The organism is Comamonas halotolerans, assembly GCF_030162935.1.
Taxonomy (GTDB): domain Bacteria; phylum Pseudomonadota; class Gammaproteobacteria; order Burkholderiales; family Burkholderiaceae_C; genus Comamonas; species Comamonas halotolerans.
In genome coordinates this window covers 215,345-230,330 of the sequence record NZ_JASAUZ010000001.1, presented here as the reverse complement: position 1 = coordinate 230,330, position 14,986 = coordinate 215,345, and the positions used below count along the sequence as shown (strand labels likewise).

Annotated in this window: 16 protein-coding genes; 8 read left to right on the top strand and 8 right to left on the bottom strand. The window is 57.6% G+C overall.

Translation table 11 applies throughout. The features are described from left to right. Positions 1-55: 55 nt before the first annotated feature. The 4 genes from coaBC to QEP11_RS01020 are packed head-to-tail and all read left to right on the top strand — an operon-like array spanning position 56 to position 3,239. On the top strand, positions 56-1,285 hold the full coding sequence (gene coaBC / locus QEP11_RS01035; RefSeq protein ID WP_284334700.1) for a bifunctional phosphopantothenoylcysteine decarboxylase/phosphopantothenate--cysteine ligase CoaBC: 1,230 nt from the start codon (positions 56-58) through the stop codon (positions 1,283-1,285). Positions 1,286-1,321: 36 nt separating this feature from the next. After that, on the top strand, positions 1,322-1,873 hold the full coding sequence (locus QEP11_RS01030) for a hypothetical protein (protein WP_284334699.1): 552 nt from the start codon (positions 1,322-1,324) through the stop codon (positions 1,871-1,873). A gap of 31 nt (positions 1,874-1,904) precedes the next feature. Then, a complete protein-coding gene (gene dut, locus QEP11_RS01025; RefSeq protein ID WP_284334698.1) occupies positions 1,905-2,354 on the top strand; it encodes a dUTP diphosphatase in 450 nt (149 codons plus the stop codon). Between the two features lie 60 nt (positions 2,355-2,414). After that, positions 2,415-3,239 carry a hypothetical protein gene (locus QEP11_RS01020; RefSeq protein WP_349816733.1) on the top strand — a complete coding sequence of 275 codons (825 nt, stop codon included), beginning with the start codon at positions 2,415-2,417 and terminating at the stop codon, positions 3,237-3,239. A gap of 4 nt (positions 3,240-3,243) precedes the next feature. Here the strand turns inward: QEP11_RS01020 and QEP11_RS01015 are convergent, their stop codons facing one another. From QEP11_RS01015 to QEP11_RS01005, 3 genes are read right to left on the bottom strand one after another with little or no spacing between them, the layout of a single operon-like run. After that, positions 3,244-4,665, bottom strand: coding sequence for a sensor histidine kinase (locus QEP11_RS01015; protein WP_284334696.1), 1,422 nt, complete (start codon positions 4,663-4,665; stop codon positions 3,244-3,246). Further along, positions 4,662-5,333 carry a response regulator transcription factor gene (locus QEP11_RS01010; protein WP_284334695.1) on the bottom strand — a complete coding sequence of 224 codons (672 nt, stop codon included), beginning with the start codon at positions 5,331-5,333 and terminating at the stop codon, positions 4,662-4,664. The genes QEP11_RS01015 and QEP11_RS01010 overlap by 4 nt, the downstream gene beginning before the upstream one ends. Further along, the gene (locus QEP11_RS01005; RefSeq protein WP_284334694.1) at positions 5,333-5,605 is read right to left on the bottom strand and encodes a PepSY domain-containing protein; all 273 of its coding nucleotides are present in this window, start codon (positions 5,603-5,605) and stop codon (positions 5,333-5,335) included. The genes QEP11_RS01010 and QEP11_RS01005 overlap by 1 nt, the downstream gene beginning before the upstream one ends. Positions 5,606-5,865: 260 nt before the next feature. Between QEP11_RS01005 and QEP11_RS01000 the strand changes: the two genes are divergently transcribed. Continuing rightward, the gene (locus tag QEP11_RS01000) at positions 5,866-6,213 is read left to right on the top strand and encodes a PepSY domain-containing protein (RefSeq protein ID WP_284334693.1); all 348 of its coding nucleotides are present in this window, start codon (positions 5,866-5,868) and stop codon (positions 6,211-6,213) included. Between the two features lie 65 nt (positions 6,214-6,278). Continuing rightward, a complete protein-coding gene (locus tag QEP11_RS00995) occupies positions 6,279-7,649 on the top strand; it encodes a ferredoxin reductase family protein (RefSeq protein ID WP_284334692.1) in 1,371 nt (456 codons plus the stop codon). 39 nt (positions 7,650-7,688) lie between these two features. On the opposite strand, the gene QEP11_RS00990 is transcribed toward QEP11_RS00995, so the two are convergent. The 5 genes from QEP11_RS00990 to QEP11_RS00970 all read right to left on the bottom strand — a co-directional run bounded on the left by QEP11_RS00990 (position 7,689) and on the right by QEP11_RS00970 (position 12,416). Further along, positions 7,689-8,216 (bottom strand): FKBP-type peptidyl-prolyl cis-trans isomerase, encoded by a 528-nt coding sequence (locus tag QEP11_RS00990; RefSeq protein WP_284334691.1) that lies wholly within the window; start codon positions 8,214-8,216, stop codon positions 7,689-7,691. 242 nt (positions 8,217-8,458) lie between these two features. Further along, positions 8,459-10,009 carry an FAD-binding oxidoreductase gene (locus QEP11_RS00985; protein WP_284334689.1) on the bottom strand — a complete coding sequence of 517 codons (1,551 nt, stop codon included), beginning with the start codon at positions 10,007-10,009 and terminating at the stop codon, positions 8,459-8,461. Positions 10,010-10,026: 17 nt separating this feature from the next. Beyond that, a complete protein-coding gene (locus tag QEP11_RS00980) occupies positions 10,027-10,530 on the bottom strand; it encodes a twin-arginine translocation signal domain-containing protein (RefSeq protein ID WP_284334688.1) in 504 nt (167 codons plus the stop codon). Positions 10,531-10,543: 13 nt separating this feature from the next. Next, on the bottom strand, positions 10,544-10,867 hold the full coding sequence (locus QEP11_RS00975) for a c-type cytochrome (protein WP_284334687.1): 324 nt from the start codon (positions 10,865-10,867) through the stop codon (positions 10,544-10,546). Positions 10,868-10,964: 97 nt separating this feature from the next. Further along, positions 10,965-12,416 (bottom strand): aldehyde dehydrogenase, encoded by a 1,452-nt coding sequence (locus tag QEP11_RS00970; protein ID WP_284334686.1) that lies wholly within the window; start codon positions 12,414-12,416, stop codon positions 10,965-10,967. Between the two features lie 305 nt (positions 12,417-12,721). Between QEP11_RS00970 and QEP11_RS00965 the strand changes: the two genes are divergently transcribed. Both QEP11_RS00965 and QEP11_RS00960 read left to right on the top strand, forming a co-directional pair. Further along, on the top strand, positions 12,722-13,678 hold the full coding sequence (locus QEP11_RS00965; protein ID WP_284334685.1) for a helix-turn-helix domain-containing protein: 957 nt from the start codon (positions 12,722-12,724) through the stop codon (positions 13,676-13,678). 134 nt (positions 13,679-13,812) lie between these two features. Beyond that, complete coding sequence (locus QEP11_RS00960) at positions 13,813-14,940, top strand: cupin domain-containing protein (RefSeq protein ID WP_284334684.1); 1,128 nt, start codon at positions 13,813-13,815, stop codon at positions 14,938-14,940. Positions 14,941-14,986: the final 46 nt, after the last annotated feature.

The following is a 14,986-nucleotide window of genomic DNA, read 5'->3' as shown; positions in this document are numbered from 1 at the left end:
AATCGCCGCTTGCAAGTCGGGGCATTTGACCTTGTTGCTCTGCTACATTCGCGCAATGCAAGAACTCGCTGGCAAACACATTGTTTTGGGCCTCTCAGGAGGCGTTGCTTGTTACAAAACGGCGCATTTATGCCGTTTGCTGACCAAGGCGGGGGCTACCGTTCAGGTGGTGATGACCGAGGCAGCAGAGCAGTTCATCACGCCTGTCACCATGCAGGCGCTGTCTGGACGTACCGTCTATACCTCGCAATGGGACAGTCGTGAGGGGAACAACATGCCCCACATCAATCTCAGCCGCGAGGCAGACGCCATCGTTATCGCTCCGTGCAGTGCTGATTTTGTAGCCAAATTGGCACAGGGACGAGCGGATGAGCTGCTCAGTCTGATGTGCATTGCGCGCCCGATGGAGCGTGTGCCGTTGTTGTTGGCGCCTGCCATGAACCGTGAAATGTGGGCACACCCGGCCACGCAGCGCAATTTTTCCCAGGTGGCAGCCGACGGAGCGCATGTGCTTGGAGTTGGTGTGGGGGAGCAAGCCTGTGGGGAAACGGGCGACGGCCGCATGCTTGAGCCAGAAGAGTTGATCGAAGACATTGCAGCCTTCTTTGCACCCAAGGTGTTGGCAGGACAACGTCTGCTTATCACCGCAGGCCCTACCTTTGAAGCCATTGACCCGGTGCGCGGCATCACGAACTTGTCCAGCGGCAAGATGGGCTTTGCGATTGCCTCGGCTGCTAAAGCGGCTGGTGCTGACGTGACGCTGGTGGCTGGGCCTGTGCATTTGCCGACACCGCGTGGTGTAAAGCGCATCAATGTGCAGTCGGCACGCCAGATGCTGGATGCTGTGCAAAGTCAGGTCGTTCAGGCGAGCATTTTTGTGGCCACAGCGGCCGTGGCCGATTGGCGACCTGCGAATGCAGCGGACCAAAAGCTCAAAAAGGATGGCTCGGGCGATGTGCCTGCTTTGAGCTTTGTGGAAAATCCCGATATTTTGGCTACCGTAGCCCGGTCCGAGCGCGCGCAAAGTGGCTCACTTTATTGCGTGGGCTTTGCGGCAGAAAGTCATGATCTGCTGCGCCATGCCACAGCCAAGCGTGTGCGCAAAGGTGTTCCATTGCTCGTGGGCAATATTGGACCTGCAACCTTCGGCCAAGATGACAACGCATTGCTGCTGGTGGATGCCCAAGGCCACCGTGAGCTACCCCGCGCAAGCAAGGCTGAACTGGGTCGGCAACTGGTCGCAGAGTTGGCGCGTCGCTTGCCAGGCGCTCAGACAAAGACTTGATAGCACGAAAGACACAACTGGAAAGCGGAGGGAGCGATGGCATTTGCACCGTTGAAACAGTCCAACAAGCTGCGTATGTTCTCAGCTCCGAGGCCCAATTACAAAGACTTCAGTGGCCCCCCCAATGGGGACTATGTCCGCTATGTGGAAGGGTTGATGCTCTGGGCGGAGCAGGAGCAAGAACGCCTGCGCCTGAAGGCTTTGGGTGATAAGGCGCGCAGTTCAAACGACAGCCAATGGGGACGTGGCAGCAGTGCGTCGCCAGCTGCATCAGTGAATGTGCCCATGGCACAGCCCGGTAGCGTCGACACTCCCATGGAGCGCTGGAAGCGCAAGGCCAAAGCCCAGGCAGCGAAAGTGCAGCAGCAGGCACAAAAAACGGCTAATCAAAAAAGTCGCATCGAGCAAGGCACTGGCGGTGCGAAAAAGAAGGCCAAGTCCAATGCCTTGCCGGCCTTGTTCCTGGTCGCTGGTTTTGCCTTGGCTGGCTTTTTTGCGCCAGCTTGGATGCCGGCAGTCATCATTGGCTGGGTGGTATTCAATCTGATCCGAGTAGTGCGTGCGGCTTCTGGTGCCGGAAAATCTTGAAGGAGCTTCTCTCCCCTTACCATCCCCGTCCATGCAAGTAGATATCAAGATTTTGGACGCGCGTTTGCGCGAGAACATGCCCGCTTACGCCACGCCCGGTAGTGCAGGCCTGGATTTGCGTGCCTGTATTGAGGCACCAGTCACGCTGGAGCCTGGTCAGTGGCAGCTGATTCCAACCGGGATGGCCATGTATTTGAAAGATCCTGGCTACGCAGCCATGATCCTGCCGCGCTCGGGCATGGGCCACAAGCACGGTATCGTGCTGGGCAATCTGGTCGGCCTGATCGACTCGGACTATCAGGGCCAGCTCATGGTGAGTGCCTGGAACCGTTCACAAACAGCTTTCACCCTGCAGCCAATGGATCGTCTGGCGCAGCTGGTGATCGTGCCTGTGGTGCAGCCCGCCTTCAACGTGGTAGATGAGTTTGAAGCCGTGTCGGAGCGCGGCGAGGGCGGCTACGGATCCACAGGCAAGCAATAAGCTTCAATCCTGCGCTGTTGCAACAGGGCTGGCAGCGCAGCACGTTTCCAGAAAGTCTGTATGGCCAGAAAGCCCCGGCGCTCACATCAGCGCCACCGCGCATCATGGGCGCACGTGATACTCAGGCAGGAAGACCGTATGCGTCGCCGCTTGCAGCAACGCCATTGGCTGCGCCTGCATGCGGCGCTGACGGGGGGACTCAGCCTGGCTGGGATGTCGTTGCTAAGTCTGGGCTTGCTCCAAGCCGGGATGCACAGCATGGCGGTGCGCTATGGTTTGGCTCTGGCAGGTGGCTATCTGCTTTATCTGCTGTTGGTGCGTTTATGGGCTGGGTGCATGCTGCGCCGAGACTGGGAAATACCGGATGTTTTATCTGGCAACAGCGGTGGTTCCAGCACCTACTCGCACAAATCTGCGGGCTTTGAGAGTGGCCAGGGTGGTTCGTATGGCGGTGGCGGTGCCAATGGAGCATGGGAGGACACGCTGGCTGAGGCTGCGCCTTCTTCACCGTCAGGCATTGATTTGCCAGATATGGATTTACCAGACATGGATGGACTGGACGAAGGGGCGGTGGTTCTGGTCCCGGTGCTGCTGGTGTTTACAGCGCTGCTGGTGGCCGTCACGGGTGTGGGCTCTTTGTTGTGGCTGGTGTTCGGGGCGGACCTGTTCCTTGCCGTGGCCGTCGAAGTGGCTTTTGCGCTGCTGATGGCACGCACGCTGTATGTGGTGGAGCGTGAAGGCTGGCTGCTGGTGGCCTTGCGGTTGAGCTGGAAGCCCGTGCTGGGGGCGCTGATCGTCGCTGTAGCGCTAGGCGCATTGGGCGATTGGCTGTTTCCCGAGGCGGATACTTTGGTGCAGGTACTGCGCTCGTTGCAAGAGCGATAAGCGTTCACTCCATTCTTTTTGTGCCAGGCAGCTGCAGTTGCATGCGTAGCCCTCCTCGTGGTGAACGACTGCCCGTAATGCGGCCACCGTAGGTTCGAACCAGATCGCGGACGATGTCCAGTCCTAACCCTGTGCCAGGTCTGCGTTCGTCCAGGCGCTCACCGCGCTCAAAAATGCGGTCGAGGTCCGCGTCTTCAATGCCGGGTCCATCGTCGTCAATGGTGAGCAGCAATTGCTGACCTGCTTGCTCGCTCTCCTGACCCTGCACGCTCAGATGCACTTCGTGATTGGCCCATTTCCCTGCGTTGTCCAGCAAGTTGCCAAGTATTTCCATCAGGTCCTGCTCGTCGCCCAGGAAGTCCCAACACTGCGCAGCGCCATTCAGTGTGAAGTGGATGCCATGCACGGCATGCAGTCGATCCATGGTGCGGACCAATGACTCCAGCGGTGGCTGCAAAGGGGTGCGCAGGCCCGTAGCTTGACGGGCAGCTGCGCGCGCGCGGGCCAGCTGATGGTTTATCTGGCGTTGTGCGATGGCCACTTGTTCTTCAACCAGTCGTGCCAGAGCGGTGTCGTCCTGAGTTGCGGCATTGCTCAAAATAGTCAATGGTGTGTGCATGGCATGGGCCAGATTGCCTGCCTGGGTGCGGGCGCGTTGCACGATGTCGGCATTCGCGCCAAGCACATGGTTGAATTCATTGACCAAGGGCTGCAGTTCGTCAGGAAACTGTCCTTCCAGTTGCGTGGCTTTGCCGGTGCGCACTGCCGTCAAGCTCTGATGCAGCAGGTTCAACGGACGCAAGGCAAGTTGCAGTTGCACGGCAACGGCCAGCACCAATCCGACCGCCAGAGTTCCCAGCGCAGCCAGCAGCATGGTAGTAAAGCGTTGCACAGGCTCTGCCAGCAAGGCATGGTCTGCTGCCACGGTCAACCGCAACAAAGGTGCCTGCACCTCAGGTAGCAGCAAAGACCGGCTGACTGCGAGCAACGTATGGCCTTGCGGATCTTGCAACTGCAGCACCGCATAGCCTTGCCGCGAGGTGCCTGGCAAGGCAGTGTCTGCGGACAGTGGCAGCACCAAGTCCCAAAGTGAGCGTGAGCGAGCGATGCCCAGTTCTGCTGGGCCTTGAGCAGGCAATACATCGACCTGCCAGTACAGACCAGACAACGGCGTGGAGAGTCTGGCGTCACCAGCCATTGGGAGAACCTCGATGCGTTGTTCCGAGGTGAAATTTACAGCTGCGCTAAGCTGATCGAGCTGGCGTACCAGTTGGTCTTGCAGCTGCTGATTGATGTGTTCTTCAAAGAGCCCTCGCAGGCCCCAGCCTGCTATGGCGATGGCCAGGGCAATCCACGCCAAAGTTCCTAGCAGCAAACGAATGCGAAGTGAGCCCTGGTGCAGCGAGAGTGACAGACGTTGCGTCAAGCCATTTCTCCTGTGGGGTGTAGACGGTAGCCCAGACCTCTCACGGTTTCTATGCTGCCAGGAGGTAGTTTTTTGCGCAGACGACCCACAAAAACTTCAATCGTATTGGAGTCACGTTCGCTATCTTGAGGGTAGAGGTGCTCGGACAGTTCCGTGCGAGAGAGCACTTCACCGGCACGCTGCATCAAAAGCGACAAGATCTTGAACTCATGGCTGGTCAGTGTCAGCGGCAGACCATCCACAGAGACGGTGGCCTGCCGGGTGTCCAGGCGAATGCTGCCGCATTGCCACAGCGCGCTGCTATGAGGAGAGAGTCTTCGAAGCAAGGCTCTCAACCGAGCCAGCAGCTCTTCCATGTGAAATGGTTTGGTGAGGTAGTCGTCGGCGCCAGCATCCATGCCTGTGACTTTTTCGTGCCAGGCATTGCGCGCAGTCAAAATCAGTACAGGCATATTGCGACCTTGTGAGCGCCAGTGGCGCAGCACGCTCAGGCCGTCTACCACTGGCAAGCCCAGGTCGAGTACGACTGCATCGAAATTTTCCACTTCTCCCATATAGCGTGCCGTTGCACCGTCGGCAGCGATTTCCACCGTATGTCCAGCGGCAGTGATGGCTTGCGACAACTGGGCGCACAGCGTGGGCTCATCTTCCACAACAAGAATACGCATCAGTGTTGTCCCCTGCGACGCACGGCGAGGGTGCGGCCATTTACGGCATCCACTTTGAGCTTGCTCATCTGGCCATCTGGGTGCAGCAGCCGCATTTCGTAGATGAAGCGGCCATCATCGTGCTCAAACTCCACTTTGACCACTTGTCCCTGGTGCTCACGCTCCACCATGTCCAGCACGGTACGCAATGGAAGCACCTTGCCTTGTTGCAGTGCTTGGCGAGCCAGTTCGTGATCGCTGTCGCCGGAGTGAGCCTGTGTGGTCAAGGGCATGTAACTTGTCCACAGCAGGCATGCCACTGCCAGGGCACCACACCAAATCCTTGGTCGTGCAATGGAAAGCTTGGACTGCAAATGAGTGGGCATGGCAGCAGGGCTCCTAAAGATGTCGGTCTGGATGTGCTTATAGCCAAACCTGCATGAATGTCGCATGAACAGTGGTTTCAGTTTGGATTCACCAAGTGTTTTGAAAAATTCATGGAACCAGCAATGTTGCTGGCAATACATGGATTGCATGACCAGGAGATCTAGACATGAAAGCAAACAAAACCTTCCCTTTCCCTCAGTTTCGGTCACTGATGTCGGTGGCCATATTGGCTGGCATGACATGCAGTGTCCTTGCCCAGACCTCTCAACCTGACGCAGCCAAGGCGCCAGCGCGTGTCAGCACACCTGTTGCCGCCATTGCTGCACAGGGACCCAAACTGACGATAGGTCAGGTATATGAGCTTATGGATGCAGCAGGTTGGCGCGAGATACGAGAGATCGAGTGGTCCGATGACCGTTATGAAGTCAAAGCACGTGATGCGCAAGGTGCTCAGGTCAAGCTGGATGTTGATGGGCACACGGGTGCTGTACTGCGCACGCGTGTCAAACGCTGATCGAGACCGTCTTCTTGCAGGACTGTCGTGTCCTGCAACTTCCAATAAAAGAACAGGGGGAACACATGCGCGTACGGGTTGCTTTTGGAGCGTGGTGGCTGCTACTGACTGTGGCTTGGGCTGCTGCGGCCATGCCTTGGCAAGTTTTAGGCGAGCCAACGTCTGCGGGGCTATGGTGGCAGCTGCGTCAGCATGCGCTGTATCTCAGCGGCATCTGGAGTATTGGCATGATGTCTCTCGTCATGCTGCTGGCGCTGCGTCAGCCCTGGATGGAGCGGCCACTGGGCGGTATGGACCAGGTTTACCGCCTGCATAAATGGGCAGGGATTGCAGCTGCGTCTGCGGCAGTGCTGCACTGGGGCGCGAAGGAATCCAGTGACTGGATCAAACAGATCTGGGGAACAGTCGGGCGCCCGGCTAAAGAGCCTGTGCTGGCCTGGGTTGCGGATTGGCGTGGCGTGTCCAAGGATGTGGGTGAGTGGGCCTTTTATGCGTTGCTCGTTATGGTGGCGCTTACGCTGTTGCAACGTTTGCTAGCCTACCGTCCATGGAGCCGTTTGCACCGCATCATGCCCGTGTTGTATCTGCTGCTGGCTTTTCATACGCTGGCTCTGATGCCTATGTCATTGTGGCGATTGCCCATGGGGGCTTTGGTGGTCGTGCTGCTGGCTCTGGGCAGCGGTGCTGCAATTTATTCCCTGTTGGGTGGAATCGGACACGGTGGCAACAGTCACAAGGCGCAAGTGCATGCTGTCCAAGTGATGGGAGCACATCCAGGTCTTGATCCTCTGGAAGTGCTGTGTGCCATGCCTGCCAGCTGGCAGGGACATACGCCGGGACAGTTTGTATTTGCCAGCTTTGATGGCTTGGAAGGCCCGCACCCCTTCACGATTGCCAGCGCACCGGGCAGCTGCGGACACCTGCCTGATGGACGCATGCTGTTGCGTTTGGTGATCAAGCCTTTGGGCGACTACACCAATAATCTGCATGCCGTGCTCAAGCAGGGACAGCCGGTAAGTATCGAAGGGCCTTACGGTTGTTTCGATGCGCTGGGCCAAGCACAGCGCGAACAAGTCTGGATTGCGGGTGGTGTAGGAATCACTCCATTTCTGGCATTGCTGGAGGCTCGCCAACCCGGCGCGGAGGGTGGGCAGCAACTACAAAGCGCGCATTTGCATTACTGCACCCGGAATGCATCTGAAGATGTGCTCCTGCCTCGCTTGAAGGCCTTGTGCGAGGCTGCTGAGCCATCTGTCACCCTGCAGGTGCATGATGCGGCACATGGGCAACTTCTCAAGCCACAGCATTTGGCGGCTTATGGCGCAGCTCTCGATATCTGGCTGTGTGGCCCGGCCGGCTTGGGACGCGCCATGCGCCAGGCGGCGCAGCAGCAGCGTGGATGGTCTGTGCACCAGGAAGCCTTCCAGATGCGTTGACATCTTTAGAACGTAAACACGTTCTAAGGCACGAGGCTCTTAGTGCAGCGTGGTGTTGCCGGGCACAGCAGGTGGTTGAATGCGGAAAAAGCCCGTGCCCGCGCTGCCACGGCCAATCTCTTCTTCGGTGGCTTCGCGCACGGCTTCCACCTTCAGCTCGATGCGCAGGGCAATACCTGCCAGAGGGTGGTTGCCGTCCAGCACCACATGCTCGGGGTAGATATCGGTCACGGTGTAGAGCGCATCCTTGGGGGCTTCAGGGTTGCAGCCCTTGGGCAGGCTGGAGCCTTCATAGGTCATGCCTTCTTCCAGCTCTTTGGGGAACAGCTCGCGCTTTTCCAAAAAGATCAGGCTGTCCACATAGTCGCCAAAAGCCTCTTCGGGCTCAAGGTGCAGCTGCAGCTTGTCGCCCAAGACATGGCCTTGCAAGGCTTCTTCAATGCGCTTGAGCAAGTCGTCACCACCGACGAGAAACTCTACAGGTTCGCTCAGCACATCCAGATCATCGCCCAGTGTGTCTTTGAGGGTCCAGGTCAGCGCGACCACGCATTGAGGGGTGATTTCCATGAATTGCAGTCTTTGCGGCTCATGCCGCGAAAAAGGGAAAGAAAAGACCGTACATCCAGCGGAATGCAGCCAGATGCACAGTGCGACTGCCATGAATTTTCCCACGACTGCTGAAACGAGGCTGTGGCTTGGGACATTGCATGGCCTGCAACGCTGACTGGCCGGCTAAGCAGCAAGAGAAAAGCTGCCTGAAGGGCATGACCCGTCAGGCAGCTTTTGTGTGAGCCAGAGAGGCGTAAGCCTTAAATGTCAATACCGCACTTGCCGGGAGCCAGGATGCCGTTGGGGTCGAGCGCACGCTTGATCTTGCGCTCAATATCCCGCTTGACCGGACCGTAGCTTTGGGCCACGCGTTCCTGGAAGGCCGTGTTCACGCGATACACGGCGTAGCCTTCTTTCTCGAATTCGTCCAGCAGTTCTGCAAAGCAGGCATTGGCACGTTGGGTTTCCTCTTCGTTGCTGCGGTCGTAGAGCACGTCGATGACGTGGTGCATATCGCGCCAGCCGACGATGAATTCGCCCACGTAGTCCAGACCGTGTTTGTTGAGAATCTTCTTGGCCAGCGACTTTTGCTTGTCGCATTCGCTGCCACGCGCTTGCGACACAGGTGCAAACCACATGGAGCCACCGCCTCCACGCCAGTTGTACAGGCCAAACTCCTGAAGGTTGGGCACGCCTGACATGAGTTGGGCACGGTATTTGAAAGGCTGGGTGTCGCCAGCCATCTCTTCCGTGATCAGGCGGCCCTTGCCAAGCTTCTTGAGTGCTTCTTGCACAATGTTGAAGTTGACTTCGACTTGCTCCTTGGTGCCGTACAGCGCGGCATACACATTCCAGGCCCCCAGGTGCTTGTCTTTCTGGATTTGCTTGAGGATGGCATCGCTGGTGTAGCCAGGCTCGGTGGTGTAATCGGTGCGGCGAGTGTTGCAGGTGGACGCCTCCCACAGAATGCCTGCGATCACCACGGAGTTGGGGATGACCTGGGCAATGCGCAAGGGGCGGATGAACTCCACGATGTCAGAGATATCGCTGTCGTCGTCAAACTGAATTTCCAATGGTTTGAAGACAGGGGGCTTGGGCATCAACCAGAAGCCCATCTTGGTACAAATGCCGTAGTTGGATTGGGTGAACATGCCGTCCAGCGTTGGGCCATAGCCCCACTTGAACACTTGCCAGGCTTTGTCTCCCTTCACGCCGCCCATACCGGTTCGGTAGACATCGCCGTTGGCCATCACCACTTCCATGCCGCATTGCATCATGAAGTGTTCGCCATAAGGGGTGTAACCCACGCCGCGGTCCATGGTGTTGCCTAGGGGGCCGGCAATCGCCGAAGGTGCTGAAAAGGACAGCATCAGCGGAATCTTGTTTTCTTCCAGATAGTCGTAGAGCATCTGGTAGGTCACGCCGGGTTCGACCAAGGCGGTGCACAGCTCGGGGTCCACGTGGATGATCTTGTTCATCTTGCGCAGATCCAGAATCACCTGACCGCGCTCGACGGGTGCCGCAGAGCCGTAGCCGAAGTTACGGCCTGTCGAGATCGTCCACACGGGCACTTTGTGCTCGTTGCAGATCTTGACGACGGCTTGCACCTGTTCGACGGTTGTGGCTGTGACCACAGCAGATGGAGTGTGCGCTTCGGTAGGCACGGCCATCATCACCTTGGTGTAAGGGCGAACCAGCTCGTCCTGAATCATCACATTGTCTTCGCCCAGGGCTTGTTTGAACTTGGCGATGGCGGCATCAAAACTGCTCTCGCTCATGCCCTTGGGAAGGGCCATGTATTTGCTTGTCATGGTCTGTTCCTTATTGCTTAAATCACGCAGCGGAAAGAAACGCGGGCTTCGCTGCCAGCGGCTATCCTGGAAGGGGTGAAGGTCTGGCCGGAGGCCAGCGACTGACCCAGATGCTGGGCCCAGTCGGTGGCGGTGCGGTCAATACGGTGGTTGTCCATGGCAAGCACACGGCCGCCAGCGGAGCGCACCAGGTCCAGCACCAAGGTGGCGCAGGCATCATCCAGCAGGCCCACCAGCAGCGTCTCCTGGCCGTCGGCCAGCAAATTGCCAAGCCGTGTGAACGCAGCGCTGTCCAGGCCTTGCAGTCCGGTGTGAGAGACATTGCAGGCAGCATTCTGTACACCTGCGACAAACGCGGCATCCAGTGCGCTGGCTTGCAGGCTGGAAGTCACCGCCAGCACTTCTGTGCTGTCAGCTGTTGTGCGGGCATTGCTGTTTGAAGCTCGAGCCCAGCCAATGCCGGAGACGGCCAGTCCTGCTGCGGCCAAGCCCTTGAGAAGGGTGCGACGATCGGTTTGCATCACGTACTCCCGCTCATGGTTGGATGGCTGGAGTGGCGGCTGTCGGCACAGGTGTTTGCGACAGGTATTTACCCACTTCCAGCAAGGTGGTGTCGTCAATGTCGGTGATGCGGAACGCGGGCATGGCGTTCAGGCCATTGCGGGCGATGGCGACAAAATATTCAGGGGGCAACTGGCGGCCACGCAGCTCGGGGCCGATATCAGCGGTGTGGCACTTTGCGCAGGTTTTTTCAAAAAAGCGCTGACCAGCGCCAATGCTTTGCGGGTCGGAGGCTGAAGCCGCAAAATTGAAGGCCGACAGCAGGGCTGCCAGCGTCAGCTTGGTGGCGTGTTTCAACGAGGTTCTCCTGTCGTATGTTTTTTGATGAGATGGCTAGCGCCAGCCTGCATGTGAGGCAGGCGGCGGAAGTGCGCGGCGATGGCGGGTGGCTAGATCAGAAGGGGTAGTGGCGCTCGGTTGTCTGAATGGTGATCCAGCGGGTGTCGGTGAAGGCGTCAATGCCGGCTTGTCCACCGAAATGGCCATAGCCAGAGCTCTTTACGCCACCAAATGGCATTTGCGCTTCGTCGTGCACGGTGGGACCGTTGATGTGGCAGATACCAGACTCGATGCGTGCAGCCACTTGCCATGCTCGGGCGGTGTCTTTTCCGTAGATGGCAGAGGACAGGCCAAACTCGTTGTCGTTGGCTACCAAAATGGCTTGCTCGACATCGTTGACGCGCACGATGGCTTTGACGGGGGCAAAGGTTTCTTCGTAGAAGATGTTCATTTCTGCCGTGACATGGTCCAGCAAGGTCGCGGGCATCAGGGTGTCGGTGGCCTTGCCGCCGCACAGCAGCTTTGCGCCTTTGCTCAGTGCGTCGTCAATCAGCGCGTTGACTCTGTTTACAGTGTTCATGTCCACCACAGAGCCCAGTACCACAGGGCCATGGCGTGGATCGCCAAGGGGCAGCGACTGGGCGCGTGCGACTAGCTTGGTGATGAACTCATCGGCCACTTTGTTGTCTACAATGATGCGCTCGGTCGACATGCAGATTTGGCCCGAGTTGGCAAAGGCACCAAATGTGCAGCCCGCCACGGCTGCGTCGATGTCAGCATCGTCCAGCACGATGAACGGGGCTTTGCCGCCCAGCTCCAAAATTGCAGGCTTGAGGTGTTTGGCCGCTGTCTGGCCGATGATGCGACCTACGCGGGTGGAGCCGGTGAAGTTCACGCGGCGCACAGCCGGGTGGGCAATCATGGCCTCCACCACAGCGCCTGCATCGGCAGGGGCATTGGTCACAAAGTTCACCACGCCTGCGGGCAGCCCGCATTCCTGCAAGGCTTCAATGATCAGGCCATGGGTGGCAGGGCACAGCTCAGAGCCCTTGAGCACCACGGTGTTGCCGCAAGCAAGTGGTGTGGCAATTGCCCGCACAGCCAGGATGACGGGCGCATTCCATGGCGCGATGCCGACCACCACGCCTGCGGGCTGGCGTACTGCCATGGCCACGCTGCCGGGAATGTTGGAAGGGATCAGCTGTCCATTGATCTGTGTGGTCAGCGACGCAGCCTCAAGAAACATATCGGCTGCCAGGTGCACGTTAAAGCCTGCCCAGATGCCGGAAGCCCCGGTTTCAGCCGCCATGGCGGCTGCGAACGCATCGCCCTTGGCGGCCAAAGCTTGAGAGGCTTTCATCAACATGGCGCGCCGCTCGGCAGGGCCCATGGCTGCCCATGCCGGAAACGCCTTGGCTGCTGCATCGACTGCAGCGCGGGCATCGTCTGGTGTGGCCGCTGGGGCGCGTGTTGCCACTTGCCCATCCAGCGGGTTTAGTCGATCAAATGTGGCGTTGCCGGTGGCAGTGACGGCCTGGCCGCCAATCAGCATTTTTTGTTCAATCACGGTGTCTCCTGGGAATCCAGAAAGGGTGCTCGAGAGATTTGGCAAGCGATCTCTTGCAGCACAGTCTCATATTCCTGTTGTAGATAAGAAGTAGCACAAAGCTTGCTGCAAGCGTAAAAGTGATGCGTTGCAAGTGCACGACCTAATGTGCACTTTTGATTTGACTCAATGTGCACTCGGTCTAGAGTTTTCCCTTTTTCTCCTTGAGAAAGCGCAAAAAGATGATGCGGTTGCTGGAAAAGGTGCGATCGACATAATCCAGCGCAAACACTTGTCAATAATTTTGGGCTGGCAGGAGAGATGGTATGAGCAATGGACTGGCACTCACTACAGATGGGTTGAGCGGACAAGAGGCCGCTCAGGCATGGAGTGACTGGATGGCAGGCCTGTTCTCAGGGTTGAGTAGCGATCTCTATGGCGACACCAACTTTGAAGGACATTTGCGTGTGCAACATGCTGGCAGCGTGGTGATGACCAAACTGGAGGCAAGTCGCCACCGTGTGATGCGCAGTGTGCAGGGTGATCACACCAATGAAGTGGGCTATCTGAAGATCGTGGCTCCCTGGGAAGGAGAGGCGTCGGTACTGCAAAGTGGGCATCAGGCCAGCGCACGCAATGGCAGTTGGGTGATTTATGACACCACAGTTTCGTACGAGGTGGCCAACCCTGGCTGGTCGGAGTTGCTCATTGTCATGCTGCCCAAGCAAGCCATCTTGAATCGAGGCATTCGCCTGGAAGGCTTGATGGGGCGTAATGTAGGGGGCAGTACGGGTATGGCACGCATTGCACTGGAGACCATGCGCAGCGTCTACCAAGAGCTGACCGCAATGTCTCCTCAAATGGCTTTGCGCGCAGGTGAGCTGCTGATAGACATGGTGCATTTGTCGCTGCAGGAACTGGCGGAACAAAGCTATGTGAATACGCATCAACTGGCGCTCAAAGAACGTATTCGCAGCTATGTGGTGAGCCACTTGCGAGATTCTTCGCTATCTGTTGAAGGGGTGGCTCAAGCACTCAATTGCAGCAAGCGCCATTTGCACAATACTTTTGCTGACGAGCCCCAAAGCCTGGGCAACTTTATTCAGCAAAGTCGCCTGGAGCTATGTATGCGTGAATTGTTGCTGCCTGAGTTGAGGGAGCGCACCATTACCGATATTGCGATGGGTTGTGGTTTTGGCAGCAGCGCGCATTTCAGCCGCGCTTTCAAGGCGTACACAGGCATGTCACCCAGAGAGTTTCGTGCCATTCGCATTCCACACTAAGCCCAAAGGCGCAAAACATGCACGCTGCATGCGTCAAAGTGCATGTCTTTTGTGGTTGTGATGAGGTACTGCAAACTGTGGACAGCCTGAAATAAGACAATAGAGGCTGTTTTCAGATTAAGGCTTCTTCATCCATGGACACCAAAGCACCTTTGACGCTGCTCGGCGGCATTTCGCCTGAGAAATTCATGCGTACGTACTGGCACAAAAAGCCGCTGCTGATTCGACAGGCTATCCCAGGTTTCAAGCCTGTCTTGAACCGCGCTGAATTGCTGGCGATGGCTGGCGAAGATGGCGTGGAGTCGCGCCTGATCCAGCAGCTTGGTGGTGGTGAATGGAAGCTCTCGCATGGGCCTTTCTCACGTCGCAGCTTCCCTTCGCTGTCCAAGCAAGGCTGGACAGCACTGGTGCAGGGCGTGGACTTGCACAATGAGAAAGCGCATGCCTTGCTGCAGCAGTTTCGCTTTGTGCCTGATGCGCGCATGGACGATCTGATGATCAGCTTTGCGACCGATCAAGGCGGCGTAGGTCCGCACTTTGACAACTACGACGTGTTTTTGCTCCAGGCCCATGGCAAGCGCCGCTGGCGCATTGGTCGTCAAAAGGATTTCACTTTGCAGCAAGGGGTACCGCTGAAAATCCTGACCAACTTCGAACCTGAAGAAGAATTTGTACTGGAGCCCGGTGACATGCTGTATCTGCCGCCCAAGTGGGCGCATGATGGCATTGCTGAAGGCGAGTGCATGACGTACTCGGTGGGCTTCCGTTCGCCCAAGCAAGATGAGATGGCTCGTGAGATTTTCTTGCGCATGTCGGATGCGCCGGACGAGTGCCCCAAGGAAGTCGTCTACAAAGACCCCAGGCAAGCTGCAGTGGCAACACCTGGATTGATTCCGGAAGGCATGTACGAGTTCGCGCGTGAGGCCTTGAAGAAGGCACTGGCTGAACCCCTGGCTCTGGAGCGTGCTTTGGGCGAATACATGACCGACCCCAAGCCCAACGTCTGGTTTGAGCCCGCTGAAGGCTATGCAATGATTGAAGGCGTGCGCCTGAATCGGCGCACGCGCATGATGTATGACGCCAAGCACATTTTTATCAATGGCGAGAGCTATCTGGCCGGTGGTAAAGACGCCAGGCTGATGCAGCAGCTGGCTGATGCACGCGTGCTGAGCCGTCGTGAAGTACAGCAGTTCAGTGACGATGCCCTGGAGCTGCTGTCCGAGTGGGTGGATGCTGGCTGGGCCGAGAGCGTGAACGAATAAATCATCTTGTTACAATTTGGTTCTCGGCAACTTGTAAACCGTCCTG